The sequence below is a fragment of the Synechococcus sp. MU1642 genome (genome assembly GCF_020514115.1).
Classification (GTDB): Bacteria; Cyanobacteriota; Cyanobacteriia; order PCC-6307; family Cyanobiaceae; genus Parasynechococcus.
The window spans coordinates 408738-431893 of record NZ_VTKZ01000001.1 but is presented as its reverse complement, the minus strand read 5'-3'; the positions used below and the strand labels follow the sequence as shown (position 1 = coordinate 431893).

Here is a 23156-nt window from a genome sequence, read left to right as displayed (position 1 = left end):
AGAGCAAATGGCCCCAGGGCGCCTCTAGCCAGAAGCTTCGACCCTTTCTTTCTTCAGAAGTGATGGGTTGAACCATGCACAAGCGAGCGAGCTAGGCCGTCTCTTCCACCTGGGAGGGGCGGCCTCCCTCTTTGAAAGCCAGACGTTCTGGATAGCGATCAACCTCAAGCCAAAAGTAACAACTAATACACAATACGAGAGAAACTGTAACCGCACGAACACGTTCCTCAAGTTACAAAAGAATTGCCATTGGCTTCTATGTCATGTTCGAAAAGCTTGTTGTTCTGCAGCTTGGCGCTCTTCTCTTCGCCAACACTCATGATCACGGCACGGAATGGGTGAAGTGGGGAGGCATCGTGGTTTCTATTGCAACCGTCGTAGTGGGTGTAGCCACTGGAGGCTGATCGCCTAAACCCTCAATAAGAGAGCTAAGCCGTTATCCCAAAAGGGAGGCGGCCACCTACATGGCTGGTGCGTAGAGGAGCCTTCCTCTACGACGCCTTGCTGTTTGTGCATGGACGTTCCCCTCGCTTCAACTTGAGCCACATCGCTTTTTCAAGGGCCGTGAGCTTGGGAGAGGATTCGTGCAATGCAGCTTTGGCACGTGCCCTAGCAGCAATGATGAAACGGTCAGTCTTGTCTACGCCGTCGAATCCCATGTCCCTAAAAAGGACGACGGTTGAAAGGTAGACACCTGAAAGTGGCATGCAGGAAATGACAGTGAGCCCTCACTTGATGCCAATGGCTGCCTCCCTCTTTAGGGATGAAGAGCTGTAAGTAGTCCATGCCTGCTACGAGCAATCCAGTCAAAATTCATGGAACACCCAACGCCCAGACTTCAGGAGTGATTCAGCCCCCCGTGTTCGAACCAATCACTCCCATCAAGGTGAGTGAGCGTTGGTTTCCGAAGGGGCGGAAATTCGGCCTGTATGAGCGTGGTGGACGTGTCGCTCCAAACGTCACTTCGATTCTGGGTTGGAAGTTTCCTTTCGATAAGGCGAAGTGGAAGAAGTCAGAGCCTGACATCGACCACGACGCTGTCACTAGAGAATCCGCCAAGCGTGGAACGGCAGTCCACCTGGCCATGGAGAAGTGGTTACAAAGTCAAGACCACGCACCGGTTGAGGAGCATTTGCAGTGGATCAACCCTCTTCAGAACCTGGTTTCACGAGCCTCGAAAACACTGGCAGTCGAGGTCCCATTGCATCATTCGATCAATGGTGTTGGCGCGTACGCCGGTAGTTGTGATGGACTCATGCTTGTCAATGAAGATGTAGTTCTCATCGACTACAAGACCAAGCGTCACGGAAAAAATGTCTTACCTAAGTTCTGCGAGCAGCAGCGTTTGCAGTTGGCTGCGTATTCACTTGCGATAAGCCATCTCTACAAAGACCAGCTACCTGCACCGGTGACGAGGACAAGTCTCTTATTTGCTCATCCCGAAGATGGCAAACCTGTCACTGTTGTTTCGACCCAAGGCAACCTGCTTCTGGAGTATCAGCAAAAGTGGCTGGACCTTCTTGGTGAGTGGTACGAGGTCCATGGCGATCAAGTGACTTACGAACAAAACATCTTTGATCAGCAACTCGAGATGTCGGTCTGACGGGTATCTGTAGTGCAACGGATTTGGGAAGTTGACTCTCGATGGCATCCAGGTCCGACAACCCGAGGCTGCGAGAGTCCCAATGACTCATATGGTTATAAGAGTCTGAATCGCTACCTCTGACATCCTTGGCCTCAGCCTTAATTGGCAAATGAGAAAGCGTTACTTGATTCCCTCAGCTCTGCTTGTGACTCTGGGTGGCCTAGGCGCTCGGGACTACTACAGCCATGCAGACGCATTTCTCCCAACAAAGTCGGATGGAAAAGACGCTGCTTCTTCGGCTGTAACCGATGAGAAGGCCAAAGCCCACTTTGATTTCAAGAGTGCAGGGATCATCTCTGACTACAAGAGGTGCGACTGGACCCGGACCCAGCTCAACAAAGCTGAACCGGGCACAGGAGACGAGCATTTCAAATGCGAAGAGCTCAAGTCTTATGTGCAGCCTGTTGAAAGGTTGAAAGCCGCTTCGCGTCAGGACTTGCTTCAAAACTGTGAGCAGGCAATCAAAGCTGCTCTTTGGGATCCAGGGAGCTATGTGTTCGTGGATCACCTTTACGTCGCTAACGAAATCAACGGTGTCGATGTTCGTTTGACTTACTTGGAAAACGACGGTTATGGCGGTCGTGATCAGTGGCAAACAACCTGCAGTTACCAGCTGTGATCAAACGTCGATCACGTTGGCCGTTCTACCCTCCAGCTGATCTGGCGACCCAAATCGCTCCCCGCTGCTTAGCGCAAAAGCGAATGGGCTGGGCTCCTGAGGCGGGATGAAGGCACAATCAGAGGTATGAAACGACTCCTGCTGCTTCTGCCCCTGCTGTTGCTGGCAGCTTGTGAGCCCGCGGAACCGACCGCCGCTCAGGTGGCAGAGAAGCTTCAAGTGCAAATCAACGAGCTTCTCGAAGAGTTGGACAAGAGCCTCGAGGAGGTCTCAGACCTTGACCTTGATGGCTTGTGCGCTAACAGCGGCAGGATCACCGCAGGGATGGACTTGCTTGTTCCTCGATACCGAGCCTTTGCAGTCCTGATGGACGAACTAGGAGACATGCAGCAAGCCTTAATGGCAGGAGGAGCAGCAAATCAGTTCGCAGTGGATGTCCAAAAAATCAGACGCGACTGCACCACTAGGGCTTCAGAACCTCCAGCTCGACCTGATGAGCCCGAAGCAAATCAATCGACTGACGAAACGGATTCAGGCGCTGAGGGTCTGGCCACTGTGACTAGTACGGAGGAGAAGCCTCCAGAACAATCTCCAGCCTCTGGCTCAACCTCGCCAAGTACTTCACCTCAATCTCAGCAGTAGTGCAGCACGCAATTTGTAGAACGCCCAACCTGATCGACGTCTAGCCGAAGTCCCAAGTCACAAGGACTGCCATGGAGGCGAGGACAAGGAACACCAACCAGTTCCCACCAGCTCCGAAGGCGAAGATTGCCGCGATGAGCGTCGCCCCTAACGCCACCTTCAGACGATCATCCATTTGGAAGGTGCTCAGGCTTCGACTTCAGTCTTCTCGTCAGCTTTCTGAGGAACCTCGGTGGAGGTCTGCTCGGCTGTCTCAGCGCTGTGATGACAGGCGTTGGCACCACCGACGAAAACAGCCAAGAACATGATTGCGACGATGACGCCGCCACCGATGTATGCCGAGTTCGGAAATTTCATGACGACAACGCTAACGGCGTTTTCAGACCCCTGTGCACGTCATTTGATACAAGGTCAGCGTTCACATCAGACCCTTGGAGTGATGTGACTCACCAGGCCAAAGAAAAGACCCAGGAGAGTGACGGCTCCCGGGGTCTCCTCAGCATCAGCACGAAAGACCTGTCGCTCAGTTCAGGGCTTTCGCTCGACGGTCATCAGAGCTGCAAGCACTCCTTTGACTTGTTCAATCTCCTCTTCTTTGATGAGTGCCAAAACCCCTGTATGGGGACAGTTAGGCCGCCACTGGTTCGTGGATTCTGGGGACGATATGTGTCACCAGATCAGCGTTGATCCAACGGATCACACCGGAGTCCACGTTTGCCACTTGAAAGAGGGTCGGAACCTTGACGTTCCTTGCTCCACCTTCAACAAACACGACATCACCCATCCACCATTCACCGTTCTCTTCAACGATCACGGTCATCCCTGCTTTGACATGCAGGAACAGTGGGTCGCGGCTTGGCTGTTCTGTGACGACCGAATGATCAACCGACATCCGCTTTTCTCGTCGCGCCCTACCAGGTAAACAGTAGTACACGTGAACTGCAATGGGTAAAACCGACGCTTGAAGTTCGGTTGACCCTCGCTAGAGCAGCGTTACCTGCTGCAACCCGGATCATTAAGCCACCCAAGGATATGTAACGACCTGAACTTTTTGTCTCAACTTGCCCATACGGGACTCGATTTGCCGCCTATTTGTTGGGTTAGCAAAGATAGAGGCATGAAAGGGACCAAGACCAAACTCACCACCGCTCCAGAGGGCTTCGAGCTCTACAGGGTTTGCGACCGAGAAGGCGTCTGCCATGAGGTCAAAGGCATGTGGGCAGCAGAGCACCTCGAAGAGGACAACGCTGTGATGACAGCCAAAAGGACGCAGTACTCAGATGATTGGGTTTGAAGCACTGAATCCGAAGACATGACAGAGCAGCTCTGGAAGGAGTTGCATCGCGTTGGCTGGCAACAAGTGGAACCTTGCTGGGGAGCTTCTGCTGAGCCGTAGATCGGAGGGGTTATGGGGGAGGTTTGCGGCCGTGTCTATACGTAAAAGGGGTTCAGAAATTTCTGTCGGATTTCAGGAGCGATAAATCCGGCGGTCAAAGCATCAAAATGAGTTCAAGTGGGTCTTCTTGATGCAGCACGTCAAGCTCCGTCAAATACAGCTCAAGAACCACCCATCGCTAAATGAGCGTTGGGTACAGGATGTCATTGCTGAGGACCCATCAATCTTGGGAATTGGCGATGTCGTTCTCAAAGACAAAGAGAGGGTCCACCGGAATGCAGGCCGACTAGATCTACTGCTGCAAGAAGCGGATGGTCATGGCCGCTATGAGGTGGAAATCCAACTGGGAGCCTCAGATGAATCACACATAATTAGAACTATCGAATATTGGGATATTGAAAGAAAAAGGTATCCTCAATACGATCACACAGCTGTAATAGTTGCCGAGGACATAACAAGTCGATTCCTCAATGTAATTAGTCTCTTCAATGGTCATATCCCAATTATGGCTATTCAATTCAGTGCTATTGAGACAGGAGAAGGAGTGGGCTTGCACTTCACCACTGTCCTGGACACTGTCTCAAGAGGATTTGTAGACGATGACGAAGAAGTTGCCCCAATAACTGATCGCTCTTATTGGGAGAACCGAGGTAGCAGGAAAACGATCTCATTAGCCGACAAGATACTGGTGATATGCTCAGAGTTCCTGCCTAGCTCTACGGAGTTCAGTTATAACAAGCACTATATGGGATTTTGGATTGATGGAAGAGCAAATAATTTTGCGATCTGCAGACCGCAGAAATCAGTATTAAGAGCGGATATCAAGATTCCAAAGTCACAAGAGAATGATCAGTTTATTGAATCCGCTGAACTTGATTGCCTCGATTACGATTCACGATGGAAGCAATACAGAATCCGGGTTACGGAGAATGATCTTGAGCAAAAGAGAGAGGCACTTCTTCACCTGCTTAGAAGTGCATATGAAATCAGGACAAACTGATTGATGGAAGACAAACCACTCTCACCAAAATGGTTCATCCAAGCCATGGCTTTGCTTGCTGTTGCTGGGATGACGATTCCATTGGTTGCCGGAGTTGCTGGGTTCGTTAAGGATGAGTTGAGGAGACCTTCAACTGTTGAGCGAGGTGGCTAAGTCGTGGGCTTTCTCTATTTAGTGGGATTCAAGGGTCAGCCCTACGGTCACGAAGACGATTTCAACTATGCATTAAGGGAGCTGCTTGATGAACACTGCAGCTATTGCACCCCAGCTGGCAAGACGGAAGTCTTTGGTCCTTATACACCTGAGCAGAGCTTGGCAGAAATCTGCTGGTTATTGCAGGAGATTGGATACACGCAACGTGAATATCATGATCTGATTGATCAACTCCGAGAGAAACACGAAAAGGTCAAGGGCTATAAGCCTGCATCATGGTTTGATGCCTTCCATGGTCGTGAGATACAGCACCAAGAAAGAAAGGAGAGAACAGAACGAATCGATCGATGGAAAATTGATCGAAACTGGATCTTCAGGGCTTTAATTGCTAAGTGGGTTAAGCCACGAAAAAGAAGAAGCGACTAATTCCTAGATCTTATAGTTATTATGAACAGGATTCTCTGGGATTAGAAACTTCAACTTGTCGAGCTTTTCATCAAGCAGAGTCTCGCGGGTGATCCCCTCTTTTAGTCAAAGTCGGACAGTGCCTCCTTCAAAGAAGAGATCAAAGGCATCATTTAGGTTAGCGATTGGTTCAGTCATTAGTCGTGTGTTGTAGTTAATGATGTTCAGTCATCTAAGAATTGATAAGTAGTTGTTCAGTCGTAATCAAAAGAATTTCGTTCAGTAATCTAATATCAATAAGTAGATGTGTCGTTTGTGGTCCGTACTTACACGGCTTGTTCTCTTATGGAACAAGAGAGTAAGCGTGTTTAAGTCATTTCCTTGACTGTCTTTCTCTCTGTATACCTGTCCTATTGAGCTTCCCCCCTGTCTAAGGCAGGGATTGCTTCTCCCTCTATACATGTGGGATCGCTTCTCCCGGTATACGGCAGGGGTCGACTCTCCCTTATATAAAGGTGCTCATCTCCCTCTGTATACATAGTGGATCACTTGTCTCCGTATACACTGAGGGGCACTTCTTCCTCTATAGACCGGGGATCGCTTCTACCTATAAAAGGCAGGGAGCTGGCTCTTCCTGTATAGACCGTTTATTGCTTTCTCCCTGCAAACATGACGGATCGGTTCGATAATGCGAACTTCACCTCCCACATGAGCAGCAGTAGAAAGAATCCAGAGAGATGGAGGGATCAATGCTTAACGAACTACTCTTCACACTGTTCCTCACGCAGACCGGCACAGTAGCTGCAATTTCAGCTTGCATTGTTGGCGTCATGGCACTGTTTTATGCAGAGATAATTGCTCTTGATAAATGTGATGCTGAGAAGCCTATAGAAGCAACTGTAGGGCTTCATGGTGAGCGTGGATAGGGATTCGGCCTTCGCGCTATATAAGGCGCCTTAGAGGGGATTCTTAGCCGGATCTATTCAAAGTGATTTATTAGCAGTGACTCATCCCTGGTTTTGCCAAATTCAATCTGTGTAATTTCTCGCGACCTCAATCGGATGTCCATTCTTTCGTAGTGACGTTGAAGGATCTTCACGTCGTGACCAGCAATCCTCGACAACAAAAAGATGTCAGTACCTTTAACAAGATGATCTTCGATGAAAGTAGATCGCAATGAATAAAGCGTATAAAGTTTTTTTGAAAACTTGTGGCCCTTGAGCTGTGTACCTACGGCATTCCTTGCCTTTATCCATGCTTTACCAAATTGATTCCGTTCCCAAGGCCGCCAATCTTTCATTGGCTGTCCAAACACATGCGTATCCAAAGTTATCTCTGTTGAAATGTTGTTGTCCTTGATATACTGACGTTGGAACTCAAGCCATCGCTGTAATTCTCTCCCCTGATTGCAAGGGATCTCCCTTACCTGCTTTGTCTTTGATCTGACTGTATTGATGTAGGTAACAATCCAATCTTCGGTACCTCCTCTTGACGTTCTTCTGGGTTCATTGCGGAACTCAATCTGCTTCCACTTCAGCTTGATCGCCTCCTCAGGCGACATACCGCTGTTCTTCAACAGAAGTGCAAAGTGCCAGAAAGCAGTTCTCCAGTAATGCCACTTGTGATTTGAGTCCTCTTCCACCTCCTTACGGAATGGACCACGTATCCAGTCAATGATCAACTTCCAGTCCTCAGGGTTAATGGCTGGGTTTGCCATTAGGTCTGTCTGTCGGATCGGAAGCTTTCTAAAGAGTCCTTTGTCAGCCAGGAGTTCAGCTGACATCAGGCGATGCCTGACCAGATAGTTCCTTAGAAAGTCACGGATTTGAACGATTTCACGATTGATGCTCAAAGGAGTCGCATTCGCTCGCCACAGCGCGTAGTCCTGAAAGCTGTCAGGTCTGATCTGATTGGTTTGAACGACGTACTTGGATTCCAGGAAAGGGATGAGGTGCTTCCTGAGCGTTCGGATCTTGTTCCGGTGGGTCTCCTCAGTGATGTGACCTGCCTTAACCCGAAGAAGCTCCTCCTTTTCGAATCCCCCTAAGGCCGATTCCATGGTCAAAGACCTAGGTGTGCGGACTGAGGAAGTGACGTGTTGCTTCTCAGCTCCGGTTCGCTGCCTAAGAACACCCCCTAGAACCGCTTCAGAGCCTGCTGAAGCGGAGTTCAGCTGGAATGCCACATCAGTGGCTGCTGACACGGCTTCCTCGAGCGTTTGGGCTCCTTCTATGCGCCTTGTTCTGTAGGACTTAGTCCCAGGGACCAGCTCCCTGTAGAACCAACCTCCAGCACTGCTTCCTGAGGCGTACTGAACAACTGCTCCTCGCCCATTCAGGACAGCCTGTTTTTGCGAAATCCGCGGCACGGACCTGAAACAAGGTTGGTATTTGGTTGGTATTGAGCGGTTTCAACGCCCAATACCCAGTTATACGCTGATTTCAGCCAATCTTTGCTGAACTGCAGCATGCGTGGCCGGTATTCCCCCCAATCCTATGGAGGCATCTCCACTCGATCCAAGACTTCCGGGGTTCGATTGCTGCAGAGCAGAATCCGTGAACAGCTTCCCCTCAGCATTGCGGTGGTGGGAAAGGAGACCATCTAGGGGCGTCTGATCTGGCAGGACCCTTGATTTCTTTCCATCGAACGTGCGGGCAGCAGCCGGCCCATGTTGATCAACCGTCGTCAGATCAGCGTGATCAGCTCCCTCGGTTGAACACCAGGCATGTGGCACGATCGCAACCTTGCCGAGCGCTGGATCCGTGAACGCTGCCAACCCTGCCGTCGACGCCAGTGCCCAGACCGGTCGTTATGACCCAGCTGCGCTGGAGAAGCACTGGCAGGAGAGCTGGAAGGCAGATGGGGTGGACATCACCGAAGAAAGCAGTGAGAAAACGGGCTTCTTTGCCCTGTCGATGTTCCCGTACCCCTCGGGCAGCCTGCACATGGGCCATGTGCGCAATTACGTAATCACCGATGTGATCGCCCGGGTTCAACGAATGCGGGGCCATGCCGTGGTGCATCCGATGGGCTGGGATGCCTTCGGACTTCCCGCGGAAAACGCGGCGATCGAACGCAATGTGGACCCCGGCGAGTGGACCGACCGCAACATCGATCAGATGCGGGCGCAGCTGGATCGGCTTGGCTTGTCGATCGACTGGAGCCGCGAGCAGGCGACCTGCCACAGCGACTACTACCGCTGGACCCAGTGGCTTTTCCTTGAACTCCTCGAAGGGGGGCTGGCCTATCGCAAGAACGCCACCGTCAACTGGGATCCCATTGATCAGACCGTGCTGGCCAATGAGCAGGTGGATGGTGAAGGCCGCTCCTGGCGCTCCGGAGCCCTGGTGGAACAACGCCAGCTGAACCAATGGTTCCTGCGCATCACCGACTACGCCGAACCACTACTCAACGACCTGGATGCCCTCAAGGGCTGGCCGGAACGGGTGCGCACCATGCAGGCCAACTGGATCGGCCGTTCCGAAGGCGCGGAGATCAACTTCAGCGTTGAAGGGAAACAGGATCAGACAATCACGGTGTTCACCACCCGACCCGACACCCTCGCTGGGGCGAGCTATGTGGTCCTGGCTCCTGAAAACGAGCTGGTGGACAGCCTCACCAGCACGGAACAGAGGGAGACGGTGGAGGCCTTCCGCAAGGAGGTAGCTCGTCTCAGCACGATCGAACGCACCAGTGATGACCGGCCCAAACGGGGGGTGCCCATCGGCAGTCACGTGATCAACCCCTTGACGGGGGTAGTGCTGCCGGTGTGGATCGCCGATTACGTGTTGGCCGAGTACGGCACAGGCGCCGTGATGGGCGTGCCGGCCCACGATCAGCGCGACATTGCCTTTGCCCAGTCGAATGGTCTGCCGATCCAGCAGGTGATCGATGCCGAAGGAGCTGTTGAAGCCATCGCGGCCGGTCAGGCCTGGACGGATGCCGGAACACTGATCAACTCCGGCACCTTCGATGGCACCGCCTCCAGCGAGGCCAAGGGCGTTATTACCGGCCACGGCGCCGAGCAGGGTTGGGGCCGCAGCAAGGTCACCTATCGCCTGCGCGATTGGCTGATCTCGCGGCAGCGCTACTGGGGCTGCCCAATTCCTGTCATCCACTGCGATGACTGCGGTACTGTTCCTGTGCCGCGCGAAGAGCTGCCGGTGGAACTGCCCCGGGGCATTGATCTCTCCGGCAAGGGAGGTTCGCCCCTGAGCCAGCAGAGCGACTGGGTCAACGTGGCCTGCCCGACCTGCGGCAAGCCTGCCAAGCGGGAAACCGACACCATGGACACCTTCATGTGTTCCTCCTGGTATTTCCTGCGGTTCGCAGATCCCGACAACACCGAGAAACCCTTCAGCAAAGAAGCGGTGAACCGCTGGTTGCCCGTGAAGCAATACGTGGGCGGCATTGAACACGCGATCCTGCACCTGCTTTATGCACGCTTCTTCACCAAGGCACTGAAGGATCGAGGCCTGATCGACATCAACGAACCGTTTGAACGGCTCCTCACGCAGGGCATGGTGCAAGCCATCACCTACCGCAATGCGACGACCGGCAAGTACATCGCTCCAGCGGATGTGGCGGATCCGGAGGATCCTCGCGACCCCAACACCGGGGACAAACTCGAGGTGTTGTTCGAGAAGATGTCGAAGTCGAAGTACAACGGCGTCGACCCCGCGGCGGTGATTGATCGCTACGGCGCAGACACGGCCCGGATGTTCATCCTGTTCAAGGCACCGCCGGAGAAGGATCTGGAGTGGGATGACGCAGATGTGGAAGGCCAGTTCCGCTTCCTGCAACGGCTCTGGCGCCTTGTTGAGGCGGGTGCTGCCCGCATCGACTCACTCGAGCCGCTACAACGGCCGGTCGATTTGAGCGATACCGACAGCGGCGTACGCCGGGCGCTGCACCTGGCCATCGAAGCCGTCAGCGAGGATCTCAGTGACGAGATTCAGCTGAACACGGCAATCTCCGAGTTAATGAAGCTCTCCAATGCCATCAGCTCCACAGGCATCGATGCCCTCAGTACTCCTGTGCTTCAGGAGGCTCTTTCGGGGCTGATTCGACTTCTAGCTCCGTTCGCGCCGCATTTGGCAGAGGAGTTCTGGAGCCGTCTCGGGGGAAGCGGCAGCGTGCACCGTCAAAGCTGGCCGGTGCTGGATCCAACGGCCTTGGTGCAAGACAGCGTTGAAGTGGTGATCCAGGTAAAAGGCAAGGTGCGGGGCAAACTGCAGGTTCCTGCCTCCGCCGGCAAGGAGGAGCTGGAACGGCTGGTTCTGGCCAGTGACGTCGCCCAAAAGTGGTTGGAGGGCGCCGCCCCCCGGCGGGTGATTGTTGTCCCCGGAAAACTGGTGAACCTGGTGCCCTGAGCCAAGGAGGATCAGCCTTTGCTGAAGCGCATCGAGGCGGGCTGGCTCCAGTCGCCCTGAGCACAGAAACCGCGTTGGTTGCCGGTGAGGTGACGCAGGATCCAGAAGATGGATTCGTCGGTGCCATCCCCGAGGGCCAGGCGGATCTCATCGGCGGAACGGGCCACACCGTCGGCCAGGATCGCCTCAACACGGACTTGCAAGTCGAGAATCACCGCCGCCGCCTTCTTGCCGGCTTCAACGCCGGGCTGGTGGTAGGCGTTGATGTTCACAAGTTCGCCATAGAGACCGACGGCGCGCTCGAACAGAGCGATGAGGGCACCGAGACGGCGTGCATCAAAGCGGCGCATGCTGATCGTCATGCTCTGGCGCCCACCCTCACTGAGGGCTGAGCGGGTGCCCTGCAGGAAACCATCGAGAAAGTCGCCGGGGCATTCTCCGTCAATCGTGGGGATATCGTTCACGTCCTCAAGCACCTCGATGAACGTGGCGAAGAAGTTGTCGACACCATCGCGCAGTTGCTGCACATAGGCGTGCTGGTCAGTGGAGCCTTTGTTGCCGTAAACAGCGATGCCCTGGTGAACAACCTCACCGTTGCGATTCAGGCGCTTGCCCAGGGATTCCATCACCAGCTGCTGGAGGTAGCGGCTGAACACCTCAAGGCGATCGCGGTAGGGCAGAACAACCATGTCACGCTGACCGCGACCATCACCGGCCACATACCAGGAGGCGGCCATCAGGGCCGCTGGATTGCGACGCAGATTCGCTGCGCGGGTGGCGGCATCCATCTGAGATGCGCCGGCGAGGAAGTCGCGGATATCGCAACCGATCAGGGCACCGGGAAGCAGACCAACAGCACTGGTGATGCTGGTGCGGCCACCCACCCAATCGAACATGTCAAAGCGCTTGAGCCACCCCTCGGCCTGAGCCTGCTGATCCAGCTTGCTGTCGAGCATCGTCACGGCAACGGCCTGACCGGCCCACTGGCCACCAGCGGCCTCGAGTCGATGGCGGGCCTGCTCCATGCCGAGGTGGGGTTCTGGGGTGCCCCCAGACTTGCTCACCGTCACCACCAGGGTGCGGTCAAGACGATCCTGCAACCCTGCCAGGACGTTGCTCATCCCGTCGGGGTCGACGTTGTCGAAGAAATGGAAAGGGAGACCCTCGCCTGGGTTCTGCAGGGCCTTGATCATCAAGGCGGGGCCCAGACCACTACCGCCGATGCCGATCCAGAGCACATCGGTGAAGGTTTCGCCGTTGGGCGCCTTGATCGTTCCATTAATCACATCGCGCCCGAAGGCCGCGATCAGATCGATTTCCCTGGAGATGTGGTGCTGCAGCTCTGAGGAAGGGGCGAGTTCGGGGGTGCGCAGCCAGTAGTGACCAACCTGGCGCTGCTCATCTGGATTGGCGATTGCACCGGCTTCCAGCTCCTGCATAGCAGCGAAAGCCTTGTCCATCCGCGGCTGCAGAGCCTGCAGGTCTGCGGCGTTCAAGTGCATCCGGCTGATGTCGAGCCAGACGCCCAGATCATCGTGATACCAGCCGAGGTCGCAGAACCGTTGCCACTGAATATGAGCGTCGGAAGCGTTGAAATCCGGAAAGCTCATGCCGGGCGAACGATGCGGTCCTGCCGAACGTATCCAGAATCTGACGGGATGCCCACGCAAAAGGACACCCCGGCTAGTTTCATGTCACATTCCGTAGACCCCATTTCCAGCCCCCATGGCTGAGCCACTGCGACTTACCACTGGGCTGCTGGCGATGGCAGCGAGCCTCTTGCTGGTCAGTCAGTGGTCACAGCCAGTCGCTGAGCGTCAAGATCATTTGCGTGTGATGGGGCAAGACAGGCTCGAGCCGACCGACTTCACACCGCAGGAACTGAAGCTGCTCCAAAGGCGCTTCGGGGTTCACGGCCCTCAGACGCAGCTGGCCCAGTTGTTCACAAGCAGCATCGATCAGCTCAAACCGCTGCGCTCATCAACCTTGAATCGCCTACGGAAGCTCAAACCGGTGATCCTGCGCGAAGCAGCGGCGCATCAGGTGAATCCGATGTTGATCACGGCCGTTCTCTTCGACGAGATACAGCACTCCAAGCCGGGAGAGAGCCTACCCTTCATTGCCCACTCCGGCCTGGTGAAGACCCATGGCCTTGCACAGCTCGGCATTGCTGAGCTCATTCATCAAAAGCGACTTTCCGAGAACCCAACGCCGGAAGAAATCACATGGGCTCGCAATCAACTGCTGGACCCCAAGATGAACATCACCCTGCTGGCGGCGAAGTTCCAACGGCTGAAGTTGGCTCTGGGTCTGCCGGACAACTTGATGCTGCAAGCAAGTCGCTCGTATCTCGATGCCAAGGCGATTGCCACCCTCACGTATCTGCATAACGGAAAATCGGATTACCCGGCGCGGGTGCTGGGCTACATGCAAGACCCTGAACTGCATGGGTTGATTTACGGCTTTCATCAACCGAATCCGTACATCACTGTTTAAAACTCCACGGGGAGGACTTGTCTGTTGGCAGAGGCCGATCCAATCCCTCGTTCCCTCATCCCTCATCCCTCAGATGAGGGATAAAAGCCTCACCAAAGATCTCCCGACAGGGGGACTGATAATTAATGGTTGTCGTTTCATCGATCCAACACGGAAAATCGATGAAACAACTCCTGATACCGATTGCGTTTGGCCTGCTGTTCCCAACCGAGTATTGGCTCAGGTCGATGCCGAGGTGGCTGCCCAGTGCAAGGACGCCAGGGATTTCTATGGCTGCGTCAGGGCCTTCACCGCTCATCCCCAATCCAGAGCTGATCTCGGCCCTCTGGGTGGAGCCATGGGTCAAATGGCTGCATGTCTGATCTCAGGCCCAAGTTTCCGCAGCTCGCCTGCCAACGTCCCACCAGGCGTGATTCCGGTGGGTCTTGCGGAGGAAATCCTGCGTGAAGTCTTTCGCTGAACCGACGCAAAATGCAATCACTTATGGCAGCTCGCGCGGAACCGATCGGAGCGGCTGGTGGCGGCGTGTTTGGTTTTGCGACCACTCACCCGCTTGCGCCAGAGCTTGAACGACGACGCTTTCATCTGTTGCCGCATCACAGCAATCACCTGCGGCTCGGAGAGTCCGAATTGAAATTCAATCGCCTCGAAGGGAGTCCGGTCTTCCCAGGCCATTTCAATGATCCGATCGAGATCTTCGCTGGTGAGCGTTGTCAACGACGCACTGAACAGATACCGAACGCTAACGACGCTTCAGCTCACGCAGAGGTCCCCGAGGGCAGCGAGTCGCTTCTGCAGTTTCGACCAGTCAAAACTGCGCGGATCACCGCGTTCTCCGCCCAGATCAACATGACGATGGGTGGTGATCGACGCCGGCGGCAGATTGAAGGAGCGGATCCAACCGGACAACACCAAAGCCAACGCGTCGTATTGCTGGGTGGTGTAGCCCGTATGAGAGCCATAGGCATTCGCCCCTGACAGCGGGGTTTCCAGGCTCAGGTGCAAGGCAAAGTTGTTAACGGAGCCCTTGATCTTTTTGTTGGTGATCGCCCACTCCCCCAGGAAGGCGGAATAACCCGCGCCGTAGGCACGACTTAACGGGTCCACCAGATCAACAACGCGCCCGTCCTGGCCCACCAACGTGTGATAGCTCACTTGATCTTCATCCCGCGTGTGGGGCGTCATGAAGGTGTTTAAGGCGGAGCTCAGCGGATAGACGGTTTCGTGCAGCACCACCACCCGCGGCGTGGCATCAATCACACGGCCGTAGGCATCCTTGTCGTAGCGCTCACCAAAATTGGTGGGATCGATCTTCACGAAGGCCCGCCAGGAACTCGAGCGGGCTTCGAGCTGGTTTAAACGCGACCGCAAAGTGGTGTCCACACCCGAGCACTGGCGGGCCAGTGGCGACAGCCAGGAGCGCGACTTCGGCGGCAAAGGCAACGATGAGGAGGGGTTGTCCTCCCGTTGGCGACCGCGTTCCATCACCACGGGGGACAGCTCCTCTTGATCCATCAACACCCAGCCGGTCAATCCAAGAGCCAACGCCCCCGCAGCAGCAACGCTGATCGCGAGCGACCGGTGCTCATTAACGCGGTTCAAGACACCGCTCCAGCAAGGGCTTAAACGATCTCGAACCATCGATCCCGCAACCGCCGTTGTTCCGTTGTGCACCCAGGATCCCAATCCAACACCCAATGGTCCACACCGGTATCGGGGGAAAGCTGGGTCTCCTTGAGCAGGCTGCGTCGTGAATAGGTGACGCGTACACACTTCTGCCTCTCAAGCAGAACTGAAAGGTCACTGCTGCGACGCACCCGGTAGCCGTTGATCGCCAACAGCTCATCGCCCACCACAAGCCCGGCCACTTGGCCGGGACTGTCCCGCCGCACCCTTTGAATCAAAGCGGCACCCTGAGCATCCTTGAGAGTGAGTCCGTGGTCGGGATGCTTAAGCGGCACAGGGTCCATACGCAGCCCCAGAGCCTCCACGCAATCAAGGAGGGGAAGGGCCTCGGGCTGGTCCAACCATTGATCCAGATCCATCGGAAGTTCGGCATCCCATGGAGCCAGGGCGGCCTTGAGGTCATCACGGCAGTAGCCACGGGCCTGACGGCCGGGGCCCTGCCACAACTCCCGCAGGATCGCGGCCATGGAGTGGCCGCGCCGCCGCAGGCGGACATCCAAGCAGAAGGCCACCGCAGCACCGAGGCGGTAGTAGCTGATCTGGCTGTCCCGAGAGGCTGGCGTCGCCTTGTAAAGCTTGATCCACGCCTCACGGGCACTGGCCGCCAGCGACTGGACCGAACAGCCGGGTGACATCAGCACGATGGAAAGCTCTTCCCCCAGATCCTTGAGCAGAGTCGGCCGATCCGAACACCCCGCCAGCAGGGGCAGGCTGAGGTCGAAGTAGCTGGTGATTCCCTCGGCAAACCAGAGGCCTTCGGTGATCACCGCCTGCCCGTAGTCGTAGGGCCGCAGCTCAACAGGGCGCAGCCGCCGCACATTCCACTGATGCAGATATTCATGGCCGATCAACTGCAACAGCTGCCGGTAGCCCTTGGGCTTGGCAAGGGCCGACCAACTGAACTGCAACACAGCACTGTGATCGTGTTCCAGGCCGCCATAGCCCTGATCGAGCAGTTGCAGAACCAGCTGGTAGCGATCTCCCGCCGGAGGTGGAGTTCCCAGCAAGCGACAGGCAGCGCTGCACACGTTCTCAATGTCGCTGATAAAGCTCGGCGGCCAACCCATCGGCGGCGTGCCGATTAGCAGCAGCTCATGGTTCTTGCCCTCCACCGTGAAGGGTTCCGCCTGAAAGGGCCCCGCATGCAGCGGGCTGTCCACGAGAGCATCGAAATCAGCAGCGACCCAGCCCTCAGCACTGGCCTCCAGCGGCAGATGCACACTCCAGTGCTGTGGGGCCGTCACGACAACGTGGTGCGTTGACCAGCGGCAGCCGTCGATCTCCATTGCCACTGCGGCAAGGCAGAGCGAGGCGAAATCGGGATCCAGCAACCCGGTACGGACGGTCAGATCCCGTGCCTCAACCTGATAGTTGAGCGTGAGCGGGCTCAGATCCGGCAGATCGCAGAGCCATTGGTGCGGCGCCGTGCGACGCACCGGAAGCTCCTCTCTGTTGGCATGCAGCTGCAGGCTGTGCAGGTGTTGGGCGTGATCACGCACGGTGTAGGAACCCGGCGTCCAGACCGGCAGCTGGAAGGTCTGACGATGGGTCTGCGGTGTCCACTGGATGGACACCGAGATGGTCTGGGTTTGGGGATGGCTCAGATCGAGCCGGATCTGAACCGGTTCGAACACGTCAGTGGGTCTGCACAATCAGTTTCGCGGAACCCATGTCATCAAGGCGCACCTGGTCGATGGCATGGAGCAGGGCGTAGCGGCGGGTCAGTCTCTGCAAGCGCTGTTCAAGCCCCGGCTGGTGGCTGATTCGCTGAATGTCGCCATGCATCACGATCGCTCCATTCTCTCGCTGGGTCCACCCCAGGGGCATGGCTGAGCCCTGAAACGCGAGCACATCAACGGAATGGGAGTCGTCCGCGAACCCCTGCAATTCGGTCGTTCGCTCCACCTTGAAGCCCTCATCACAAAGGGCCTGAACCAGACGCTCGAGGTCGGTGAAGACAGTCGGCAGGATGGAGAGATGGGACATGGACCGAACCCCGCTTTGACTGACCCTAGCCACGACAATCAAGCTGACCAGGCCCCGCTGCAGCTGGGGGTTATGGCATCCGGAAACGGCAGCAACTTCGAGGCCCTGGCCCTGGCGATTCAGGCGGGGGACCTAAACGCGAGGATCCAGCGGCTGGTGGTGAACAATCCGGGCTGTGGCGCCCAGCAGCGTGCGGAGCGTCTCGGCATTCCCGTATCGGTGCTCGACCATCGCCTGATCAAGGACCGGCGCGAGCTAGACGGCGAATTGGTGCGCCTGTTTCGTACCGACCAGGTGGAGCTGGTGGTGATGGCAGGGTGGATGCGGATCGTCACCGATGTGTTGATCAGCGGCTATTCCGATCGCCTGATCAACATCCACCCCTCACTGCTTCCCAGCTTCCGTGGCCTGGACGCCATCGGGCAGGCCCTCAAGGCCGGGGTGAAGCTCACCGGCTGCACGGTGCACATCGTCACCGAGGAGCTGGATGCCGGCCCGATCCTGGCCCAGGCCGCCGTTCCAGTCCTCGAAGGGGATGACCATGCCAGGCTCGCCAAACGGATTCAGGAGCAGGAACATCTGCTCCTGCCCAGGGCATTGGCTGGCCTGCAGCCAACCTGGCGTCAGGGATAGAACGACTGCAACGGCAGCCCCGTCTCCGGGGCAAGACCCGCTATCAGGTTGAGGCACTGCACGCCCTGCCCGGCCTGGCCCTTGATCAGGTTGTCGATGGCACTCATCAACACCAGCTGGCCCGTGCGGTTGTCCACCTGAACGGACAGCAGGGCACGGTTCGTGTGGCGCGCCCACTTGGTGGCGGGGTAGGTGCCCACCGGCAGGACTTCAACGCAGGGGTGGTGGCGGTAGATCGCATCTAGAACCGTGGTGCAATCCTCCGCGGTGAGTCCGGGGTCGCGCAAGCGGGCATAGACCGTAGAAAGCAGACCACGCACCATCGGCACCAGGTGAGGCGTGAACTGAAGCCGCACCTCCTGGCCAGCCACCTCCATCGCCATCTGCTCGATCTCAGAGGTGTGGCGATGGCCGATGACGCCGTAGGGCGAGATGGATTCCGAGGCCTCCGCCAGCAACATCGCCTCCTTCGGCACCCGCCCCCCGCCAGAGGTGCCCGTCTTGGAATCAATGATGATGCCGCTCGTCTCAATCAGACCCTGCTTAAGGAACGGCAGCAGAGGCAGCAGGCTGGCGGTGGGGAAGCAACCGGGAGCTGCGACAAGCTTCGCGTCAGCGATGGCGGGGCCGTTCCATTCCGGCAGGCCGTAGACAGCACTGCTGCAGAGCTCAGCGTCCTGACGGTTGAGGGAGCCGGCCTCCCTGGCATAGACCTGCCGCCACTGCTCCAGAGAGCGGTAGCGGAAGTCGGCGGAGAGATCCACCACCCGCACACCCCGCTCCAACAGTTGTGGTGCCAACTGACAGGCCAGGCCGTTAGGGAGGCTCAGTACAGCGAAATCGGAGCAGGCCGCAATCCGATCCGGATCCGCCGATTCCACCGTTGGGTCGTCCGGCAGGGGCAGGAAGGAACAGACGGAGCTCCAGCGTTGACCAGCACTGCGTTCACCACCCAGAAAGCTGACGGAAAGCCCCGGGTGGCCCTGAAGCAGACGAATGGTCTGCAGGCCGCCGTAGCCGGAGGCGCCGATCACAGCAACCCGTCCGCCCTTCACCGTTGCCATCGCTTCAACCGCCGACTTTTTCCTGCCTGCCATTGAACCAACCAGCCAACGGTCGATCGTACAGAGATCAATAATGAAGTCATCCCCGACGACCAGGCTCCTGAATCCCAGTTCCCTTGACCCCACGAACGAACCCATCGCGTTCGATGCCATCAGCGACGCCCTTGCGGCGATCCGCAATGGGGAGTGCGTTGTCGTGGTGGACGACGAACAACGGGAGAATGAGGGTGATCTGATCTGCGCGGCCCAGTTCGCCACCCCGGAAGCGATCAACTTCATGGCCACCGAGGCACGGGGCCTGATCTGTCTTGCCATGGAGGGTCAGCGGCTGGACGAACTGGATCTGCCGCTGATGGTGGACCGCAACACCGATGCAAATGAAACGGCCTTCACCGTGAGCATCGATGCCGGAATCGAACATGGGGTAACCACCGGCATCTCCGCCGAAGACCGCGCCGCGACGATTCAGGTGGCCCTCAACCCAGCCACACGGCCAGCGGAACTGCGCCGGCCCGGGCATATCTTTCCCCTGCGAGCCCGCCCCGGCGGCGTGCTCAAACGGGCCGGTCACACCGAAGCCGCCGTAGATCTGGCTCAGCTGGCGGGCCTCAGCCCCTCCGGAGTGATCTGTGAAATCCAGAACAGTGATGGCTCCATGGCTCGCTTGCCGGAGCTGCGCAGCTATGCCGATCGCTGGGGGCTGAAGCTGATCAGCATTGCTGACCTGATCCGCTACCGGCTGGAGAACGAGCGCTTCGTTTGCCGCATGGCTCAGGCCCAATTGCCCAGCCGCTTCGGCAGCTTTCAGGCGGTGGGATACCGCAACGAACTGGATGGCTCCGAACACGTTGCACTGATCAAGGGCGAGCCCAATTCCCTGAGCGAACCCGTGCTGGTGCGCATGCATTCCGAATGCCTCACTGGTGATGCCTTCGGCTCACTGCGCTGCGACTGCCGGCCCCAGCTGGAGGCGGCCCTGCGCCAAATCGAGGCGGAGGGCGAGGGTGTGGTCGTCTACCTGCGCCAGGAAGGTCGGGGCATCGGCCTGATCAATAAATTGAAGGCCTACAGCCTCCAGGAAGCGGGGCTCGACACCGTTGAAGCCAATGAGCGGCTCGGATTCCCGGCTGATCTGCGCAACTACGGCGTTGGCGCGCAGATCCTCTCCGACCTCGGCATCCACAGGCTGCGGCTGCTCACCAACAACCCTCGCAAGATCGCCGGCCTCGGCGGCTATGGCCTGCAGGTGGAGGAACGAGTGCCGCTGGTGATGGACCCTGGCGCTCACAACGCAGACTATTTAGCGGCCAAGCGAGAGAAGCTCGGGCACCTGTTCGAATCCGAGAGTCCCTGCGTGGTGCTGGCACTGGCGGTGAACGTGGGCCCGGAAAGCTGGCCCACCATTCGCCAGGAAGTGGAAGCCATCGCCCAACGCCAGGGCTTCAGCCTCGAGGCCCTGCATGAACCACGCCTATTAGCGCTCTGGGATAGACCGCAATTTGTGTGGAAATTGATTCCCGACGGAGCTGATGCAGCCCCCCTGCTCAAGAGTCTGGCGGCCCTGGCAGCGACCGAACGTGTGGGGCTGATGCGCGTTCCTACAGAGCGGATGGCCCTGCACCCTCCCCAGACCCTCGAACGGGTGGAGCATCAACTCAATGAGTTGATCAACTTGGGCAGTGACGGACTGCTGGAAAACGGCCCGTCACTGCTGCACTGGACCCGGAGCTAATCAGCCTTCCTGGATCGTCACTTTGTTGATCTTGGAACCGTTGGCGAGCTTCAGCACCACATCCATGTTGCCGGTGTGACCGAACACGGTGTGCACGCCATCGAGGTGGGGCTGGCCTTCATGGCAGATGTAGAACTGCGAGCCACCCGTGTTGCGACCGGCATGTGCCATGGCAAGGGTACCGGCCTGGTGCTTCTGCTGGTTGATCTCGCAATCGATCTGATAACCGGGGCCTCCAGTACCAGCCATGCCTCGGGCGCCCTCACGACTATTTGGGCATCCTCCCTGGGCCATGAAGCCGGGGATGACGCGGTGAAAGGCAAGACCGTCATAGAAGCCGTCCTTGGCCAGCTTCACGAAGTTGGCGACTGTGTTCGGTGCATCGGCTTCGAACAGCTCGAGCTCGATCAGGCCTGCTTCAGTGTCCATCAAGGCCTTTGTCATGTTGGCGCGAGCAAAACTGGAGTGTAAAGAGACGCCGACCATGCCCGACCTCTCCAAAGCCCGCGTCGGTGTGATCGGCGGCAGTGGCCTCTATTCGATCCCCGGCTTGAGCCAAGTTGAGGAACGCACGGTCGATACCCCTTTCGGGGCAACGTCCGATCAATTGCGACTGGGAGAGCTCGAGGGGGTCGAGACCGTCTTTCTGGCACGCCACGGCCGCCATCACCATCTGCTCCCCAGTGAAGTGCCCTACCGAGCCAATATCTGGGCCATGCGTTCACTGGGGGTGCGCTGGCTGATCTCGCTCTCGGCGGTGGGATCGCTGCAGGGGCATCTGCAGCCGCGCGACATGGTCGTGCCCGATCAGTTCATTGACCGCACCCGTGATCGACCCGCCAGTTTCTTCGGCAACGGCTGCGTCGCCCACGTCAGTCTTGCGGACCCCTTCTGCCCCCAGTTGAGTGCCCTCCTAGCCGATGCCGCCGAGCAAGGCTTACCGGAGGGTCGACAGCTGCACCGCGGTGGCACTTATCTCTGCATGGAGGGACCCGCCTTCTCCACCCGGGCGGAGAGCAAGCTCTACCGCTCCTGGGGCTGTTCGGTTATCGGGATGACCAATCACACCGAAGCCCGCCTGGCCCGAGAGGCCGAACTCGCCTATGCCTCCCTGAGCATGGTCACCGACTTCGATTGCTGGCACGAGCACCATGACGCCGTCTCGGTGGAGATGGTTATCGGCAACCTCCAGGCCAACGCCTCGGCCACCGAACCGATCCTGACTGGGTTGATGCAGCGGCTCAAGCACGAGCCCCCCGCCTCGCCAGCCCACACAGCCCTCGCCAATGCTCTGATCACACCCAAGCATCAGGTGCCAGCGCACACCCGCTCCAACCTCGATCTGTTTACCGCCCCCTACTGGGGAACTTTCAATCAGGCCTCCGCCAGTTGAGCGCCGCAGGCGTCCAGGGCTGGACGCAGCTGTTGGTCGTGCTGCAGCAGCAGAGCTTTGGCCTGATCCACCGACAACACGGCAGCGGCCATCATTAAGGCGAGTTTCACCGATCCGCCGGCGTCCTCCAGCAGCGTCAGCCCCCGCTCCCGCTCCACGCCAGCCAGATCACGCAGAATCCGCAATGAGCGGTCTACCAGCTTGCTGTTGCTGGCGGCCACATCCACCATCCGATTGCCATAGACCTTGCCCAACTTCACCATCACGGCGGTGGAGAGGGTGTTCAACGCCAGTTTTGTGGCTGTTCCAGCCTTCAACCGAGTGGACCCCGTCAGCAACTCAGGGCCTGTGAGGAGGCGGATGTCGATGTCGCAGGGCAAAGGGGCCTGCTCCGTCGGAACGCAGGCAATGGCGATGGCAAGGGCGCCGATATTTGTCGCGAAAGCCAGTCCACCAAGCACGTAAGGGGTGGTGCCACCGGCAGCGATGCCCACAAGGCAGTCCTTGGCGCAGAAGCCCCGCTCCTCCAGGTCAGCGCGACCGGCAGCCTCAATGTCCTCAAGCCCTTCAGAACTGCGAAGCAGCGCAGCGGAGCCACCGGCGAGAACGCCTTGTACCTGCTGAGGATCACTGCAGAAGGTGGGCGGACATTCCGCGGCGTCCAACACCCCAAGCCGTCCAGAGGTGCCAGCACCTAGATAGAAGAGGCGGCCACCGGTACGGAGACGCTCGGCAATAGCATCAACCGCCTGGGCCAGGACTGGAGCCACCGCGGCGACTGCTTCCTGGGGGCGACGATCCTCGTCTGCAAACAATTCAACCAGCGCCAGTGTGTCGAGTTGATCCAGGCTTGAACTTCGCTGGTTGCTCTGCTCGGTGAGCAGATTGCCGCGGTCGCTGGAGGGTTGCAGATCGGGGTCAAACACGGCCATGG

The 23156-nt window shown here is 57.5% G+C and carries 22 protein-coding genes; 11 read left to right on the top strand and 11 right to left on the bottom strand.

Annotated features, from left to right (window positions below; genetic code table 11):
• The first annotated feature begins 784 nt into the window (after positions 1-784).
• Both FZZ85_RS02615 and FZZ85_RS02610 read left to right on the top strand, forming a co-directional pair.
• A complete protein-coding gene (locus FZZ85_RS02615; protein ID WP_226411907.1) occupies positions 785-1603 on the top strand; it encodes a PD-(D/E)XK nuclease family protein in 819 nt (272 codons plus the stop codon).
• Between the two features lie 151 nt (positions 1604-1754).
• Entirely contained in the window at positions 1755-2264 is a 510-nt protein-coding gene (locus FZZ85_RS02610; protein ID WP_226411905.1) for a hypothetical protein, read from the top strand.
• An 828-nt stretch (positions 2265-3092) separates the two neighbouring features.
• Here FZZ85_RS02610 and FZZ85_RS02605 read toward each other — a convergent pair.
• Together FZZ85_RS02605 and FZZ85_RS02600 are read right to left on the bottom strand one after the other, a co-directional pair.
• The gene (locus FZZ85_RS02605) at positions 3093-3263 is read right to left on the bottom strand and encodes a hypothetical protein (protein WP_226411903.1); all 171 of its coding nucleotides are present in this window, start codon (positions 3261-3263) and stop codon (positions 3093-3095) included.
• A 271-nt stretch (positions 3264-3534) separates the two neighbouring features.
• Entirely contained in the window at positions 3535-3798 is a 264-nt protein-coding gene (locus FZZ85_RS02600; protein WP_226411901.1) for a DUF3104 domain-containing protein, read from the bottom strand.
• 225 nt (positions 3799-4023) lie between these two features.
• Here FZZ85_RS02600 and FZZ85_RS02595 point away from each other — a divergent pair, with 225 nt between their 5' ends.
• The 3 genes from FZZ85_RS02595 (at position 4024) to FZZ85_RS02585 (ending at position 5881) form a co-directional block, all read left to right on the top strand.
• Positions 4024-4200 (top strand): hypothetical protein, encoded by a 177-nt coding sequence (locus tag FZZ85_RS02595; protein WP_226411899.1) that lies wholly within the window; start codon positions 4024-4026, stop codon positions 4198-4200.
• 232 nt (positions 4201-4432) lie between these two features.
• Positions 4433-5302 (top strand): hypothetical protein, encoded by an 870-nt coding sequence (locus FZZ85_RS02590; RefSeq protein ID WP_226411897.1) that lies wholly within the window; start codon positions 4433-4435, stop codon positions 5300-5302.
• Between the two features lie 156 nt (positions 5303-5458).
• The gene (locus FZZ85_RS02585; RefSeq protein WP_226411895.1) at positions 5459-5881 is read left to right on the top strand and encodes a hypothetical protein; all 423 of its coding nucleotides are present in this window, start codon (positions 5459-5461) and stop codon (positions 5879-5881) included.
• A gap of 958 nt (positions 5882-6839) precedes the next feature.
• On the opposite strand, the gene FZZ85_RS02580 is transcribed toward FZZ85_RS02585, so the two are convergent.
• A complete protein-coding gene (locus FZZ85_RS02580; protein ID WP_226411893.1) occupies positions 6840-8228 on the bottom strand; it encodes a hypothetical protein in 1389 nt (462 codons plus the stop codon).
• Positions 8229-8622: 394 nt separating this feature from the next.
• Here FZZ85_RS02580 and leuS point away from each other — a divergent pair, with 394 nt between their 5' ends.
• Positions 8623-11232 (top strand): leucine--tRNA ligase, encoded by a 2610-nt coding sequence (leuS, locus tag FZZ85_RS02575; protein WP_226411891.1) that lies wholly within the window; start codon positions 8623-8625, stop codon positions 11230-11232.
• 11 nt (positions 11233-11243) lie between these two features.
• Here the strand turns inward: leuS and FZZ85_RS02570 are convergent, their stop codons facing one another.
• Positions 11244-12842, bottom strand: a complete 1599-nt coding sequence (locus tag FZZ85_RS02570) for a glucose-6-phosphate isomerase (RefSeq protein WP_226411889.1) — start codon at positions 12840-12842, stop codon at positions 11244-11246.
• Between the two features lie 115 nt (positions 12843-12957).
• On the opposite strand from FZZ85_RS02570, the gene FZZ85_RS02565 reads away from it, so the two are divergent.
• Together FZZ85_RS02565 and FZZ85_RS02560 are read left to right on the top strand one after the other, a co-directional pair.
• Positions 12958-13728, top strand: coding sequence for a helicase DnaB (locus FZZ85_RS02565; RefSeq protein WP_226411887.1), 771 nt, complete (start codon positions 12958-12960; stop codon positions 13726-13728).
• A 214-nt stretch (positions 13729-13942) separates the two neighbouring features.
• The gene (locus FZZ85_RS02560; protein WP_226411885.1) at positions 13943-14188 is read left to right on the top strand and encodes a hypothetical protein; all 246 of its coding nucleotides are present in this window, start codon (positions 13943-13945) and stop codon (positions 14186-14188) included.
• A gap of 17 nt (positions 14189-14205) precedes the next feature.
• Here the strand turns inward: FZZ85_RS02560 and FZZ85_RS02555 are convergent, their stop codons facing one another.
• The 4 genes from FZZ85_RS02555 to FZZ85_RS02540 are packed head-to-tail and all read right to left on the bottom strand — an operon-like array spanning position 14206 to position 17400.
• Positions 14206-14445 (bottom strand): TIGR03643 family protein, encoded by a 240-nt coding sequence (locus FZZ85_RS02555; protein ID WP_226411883.1) that lies wholly within the window; start codon positions 14443-14445, stop codon positions 14206-14208.
• 36 nt (positions 14446-14481) lie between these two features.
• Positions 14482-15369 (bottom strand): N-acetylmuramoyl-L-alanine amidase, encoded by an 888-nt coding sequence (locus FZZ85_RS02550; RefSeq protein ID WP_226411881.1) that lies wholly within the window; start codon positions 15367-15369, stop codon positions 14482-14484.
• Positions 15351-17048: a PDZ domain-containing protein gene (locus FZZ85_RS02545; protein ID WP_226411879.1), complete on the bottom strand. Its 1698-nt coding sequence runs from the start codon at positions 17046-17048 to the stop codon at positions 15351-15353. The genes FZZ85_RS02550 and FZZ85_RS02545 overlap by 19 nt, the downstream gene beginning before the upstream one ends.
• Before the next feature lies 1 nt (position 17049).
• Positions 17050-17400, bottom strand: a complete 351-nt coding sequence (locus FZZ85_RS02540; protein WP_226411877.1) for a DUF1257 domain-containing protein — start codon at positions 17398-17400, stop codon at positions 17050-17052.
• A 72-nt stretch (positions 17401-17472) separates the two neighbouring features.
• Between FZZ85_RS02540 and purN the strand changes: the two genes are divergently transcribed.
• Entirely contained in the window at positions 17473-18033 is a 561-nt protein-coding gene (purN, locus tag FZZ85_RS02535; protein WP_226411875.1) for a phosphoribosylglycinamide formyltransferase, read from the top strand.
• On the opposite strand, the gene argC is transcribed toward purN, so the two are convergent.
• Positions 18024-19097, bottom strand: coding sequence for an N-acetyl-gamma-glutamyl-phosphate reductase (argC, locus tag FZZ85_RS02530; RefSeq protein WP_226411975.1), 1074 nt, complete (start codon positions 19095-19097; stop codon positions 18024-18026). The genes purN and argC overlap by 10 nt on opposite strands.
• 73 nt (positions 19098-19170) lie before the next feature.
• On the opposite strand from argC, the gene ribBA reads away from it, so the two are divergent.
• Positions 19171-20829, top strand: coding sequence for a bifunctional 3,4-dihydroxy-2-butanone-4-phosphate synthase/GTP cyclohydrolase II (gene ribBA, locus FZZ85_RS02525; protein WP_226411873.1), 1659 nt, complete (start codon positions 19171-19173; stop codon positions 20827-20829).
• On the opposite strand, the gene FZZ85_RS02520 is transcribed toward ribBA, so the two are convergent.
• Positions 20830-21273 carry a peptidylprolyl isomerase gene (locus FZZ85_RS02520; protein ID WP_226399732.1) on the bottom strand — a complete coding sequence of 148 codons (444 nt, stop codon included), beginning with the start codon at positions 21271-21273 and terminating at the stop codon, positions 20830-20832.
• Between the two features lie 40 nt (positions 21274-21313).
• On the opposite strand from FZZ85_RS02520, the gene mtnP reads away from it, so the two are divergent.
• Positions 21314-22222 (top strand): S-methyl-5'-thioadenosine phosphorylase, encoded by a 909-nt coding sequence (gene mtnP / locus FZZ85_RS02515; RefSeq protein WP_226411871.1) that lies wholly within the window; start codon positions 21314-21316, stop codon positions 22220-22222.
• Here mtnP and murQ read toward each other — a convergent pair.
• Positions 22204-23154 (bottom strand): N-acetylmuramic acid 6-phosphate etherase, encoded by a 951-nt coding sequence (murQ, locus tag FZZ85_RS02510; protein ID WP_226411869.1) that lies wholly within the window; start codon positions 23152-23154, stop codon positions 22204-22206. The two genes, mtnP and murQ, sit on opposite strands and share 19 nt — an antisense overlap.
• Positions 23155-23156 lie beyond the last annotated feature (2 nt).

Coding starts and splice junctions, on each gene's coding strand:
- FZZ85_RS02615 (WP_226411907.1), top strand. CDS start 785: ATGCCTGCTACGAGCAATCCAGTCAAAATTCATGGAACACCCAACGCC.
- FZZ85_RS02610 (WP_226411905.1), top strand. CDS start 1,755: ATGAGAAAGCGTTACTTGATTCCCTCAGCTCTGCTTGTGACTCTGGGT.
- FZZ85_RS02605 (WP_226411903.1), bottom strand. CDS start 3,263: ATGAAATTTCCGAACTCGGCATACATCGGTGGCGGCGTCATCGTCGCA.
- FZZ85_RS02600 (WP_226411901.1), bottom strand. CDS start 3,798: ATGTCGGTTGATCATTCGGTCGTCACAGAACAGCCAAGCCGCGACCCA.
- FZZ85_RS02595 (WP_226411899.1), top strand. CDS start 4,024: ATGAAAGGGACCAAGACCAAACTCACCACCGCTCCAGAGGGCTTCGAG.
- FZZ85_RS02590 (WP_226411897.1), top strand. CDS start 4,433: ATGCAGCACGTCAAGCTCCGTCAAATACAGCTCAAGAACCACCCATCG.
- FZZ85_RS02570 (WP_226411889.1), bottom strand. CDS start 12,842: ATGAGCTTTCCGGATTTCAACGCTTCCGACGCTCATATTCAGTGGCAA.
- FZZ85_RS02565 (WP_226411887.1), top strand. CDS start 12,958: ATGGCTGAGCCACTGCGACTTACCACTGGGCTGCTGGCGATGGCAGCG.
- FZZ85_RS02550 (WP_226411881.1), bottom strand. CDS start 15,369: ATGGTTCGAGATCGTTTAAGCCCTTGCTGGAGCGGTGTCTTGAACCGC.
- FZZ85_RS02540 (WP_226411877.1), bottom strand. CDS start 17,400: ATGTCCCATCTCTCCATCCTGCCGACTGTCTTCACCGACCTCGAGCGT.
- purN (WP_226411875.1), top strand. CDS start 17,473: ATGGCATCCGGAAACGGCAGCAACTTCGAGGCCCTGGCCCTGGCGATT.
- argC (WP_226411975.1), bottom strand. CDS start 19,097: ATGGCAACGGTGAAGGGCGGACGGGTTGCTGTGATCGGCGCCTCCGGC.
- ribBA (WP_226411873.1), top strand. CDS start 19,171: ATGAAGTCATCCCCGACGACCAGGCTCCTGAATCCCAGTTCCCTTGAC.
- FZZ85_RS02520 (WP_226399732.1), bottom strand. CDS start 21,273: ATGACAAAGGCCTTGATGGACACTGAAGCAGGCCTGATCGAGCTCGAG.
- mtnP (WP_226411871.1), top strand. CDS start 21,314: ATGCCCGACCTCTCCAAAGCCCGCGTCGGTGTGATCGGCGGCAGTGGC.
- murQ (WP_226411869.1), bottom strand. CDS start 23,154: ATGGCCGTGTTTGACCCCGATCTGCAACCCTCCAGCGACCGCGGCAAT.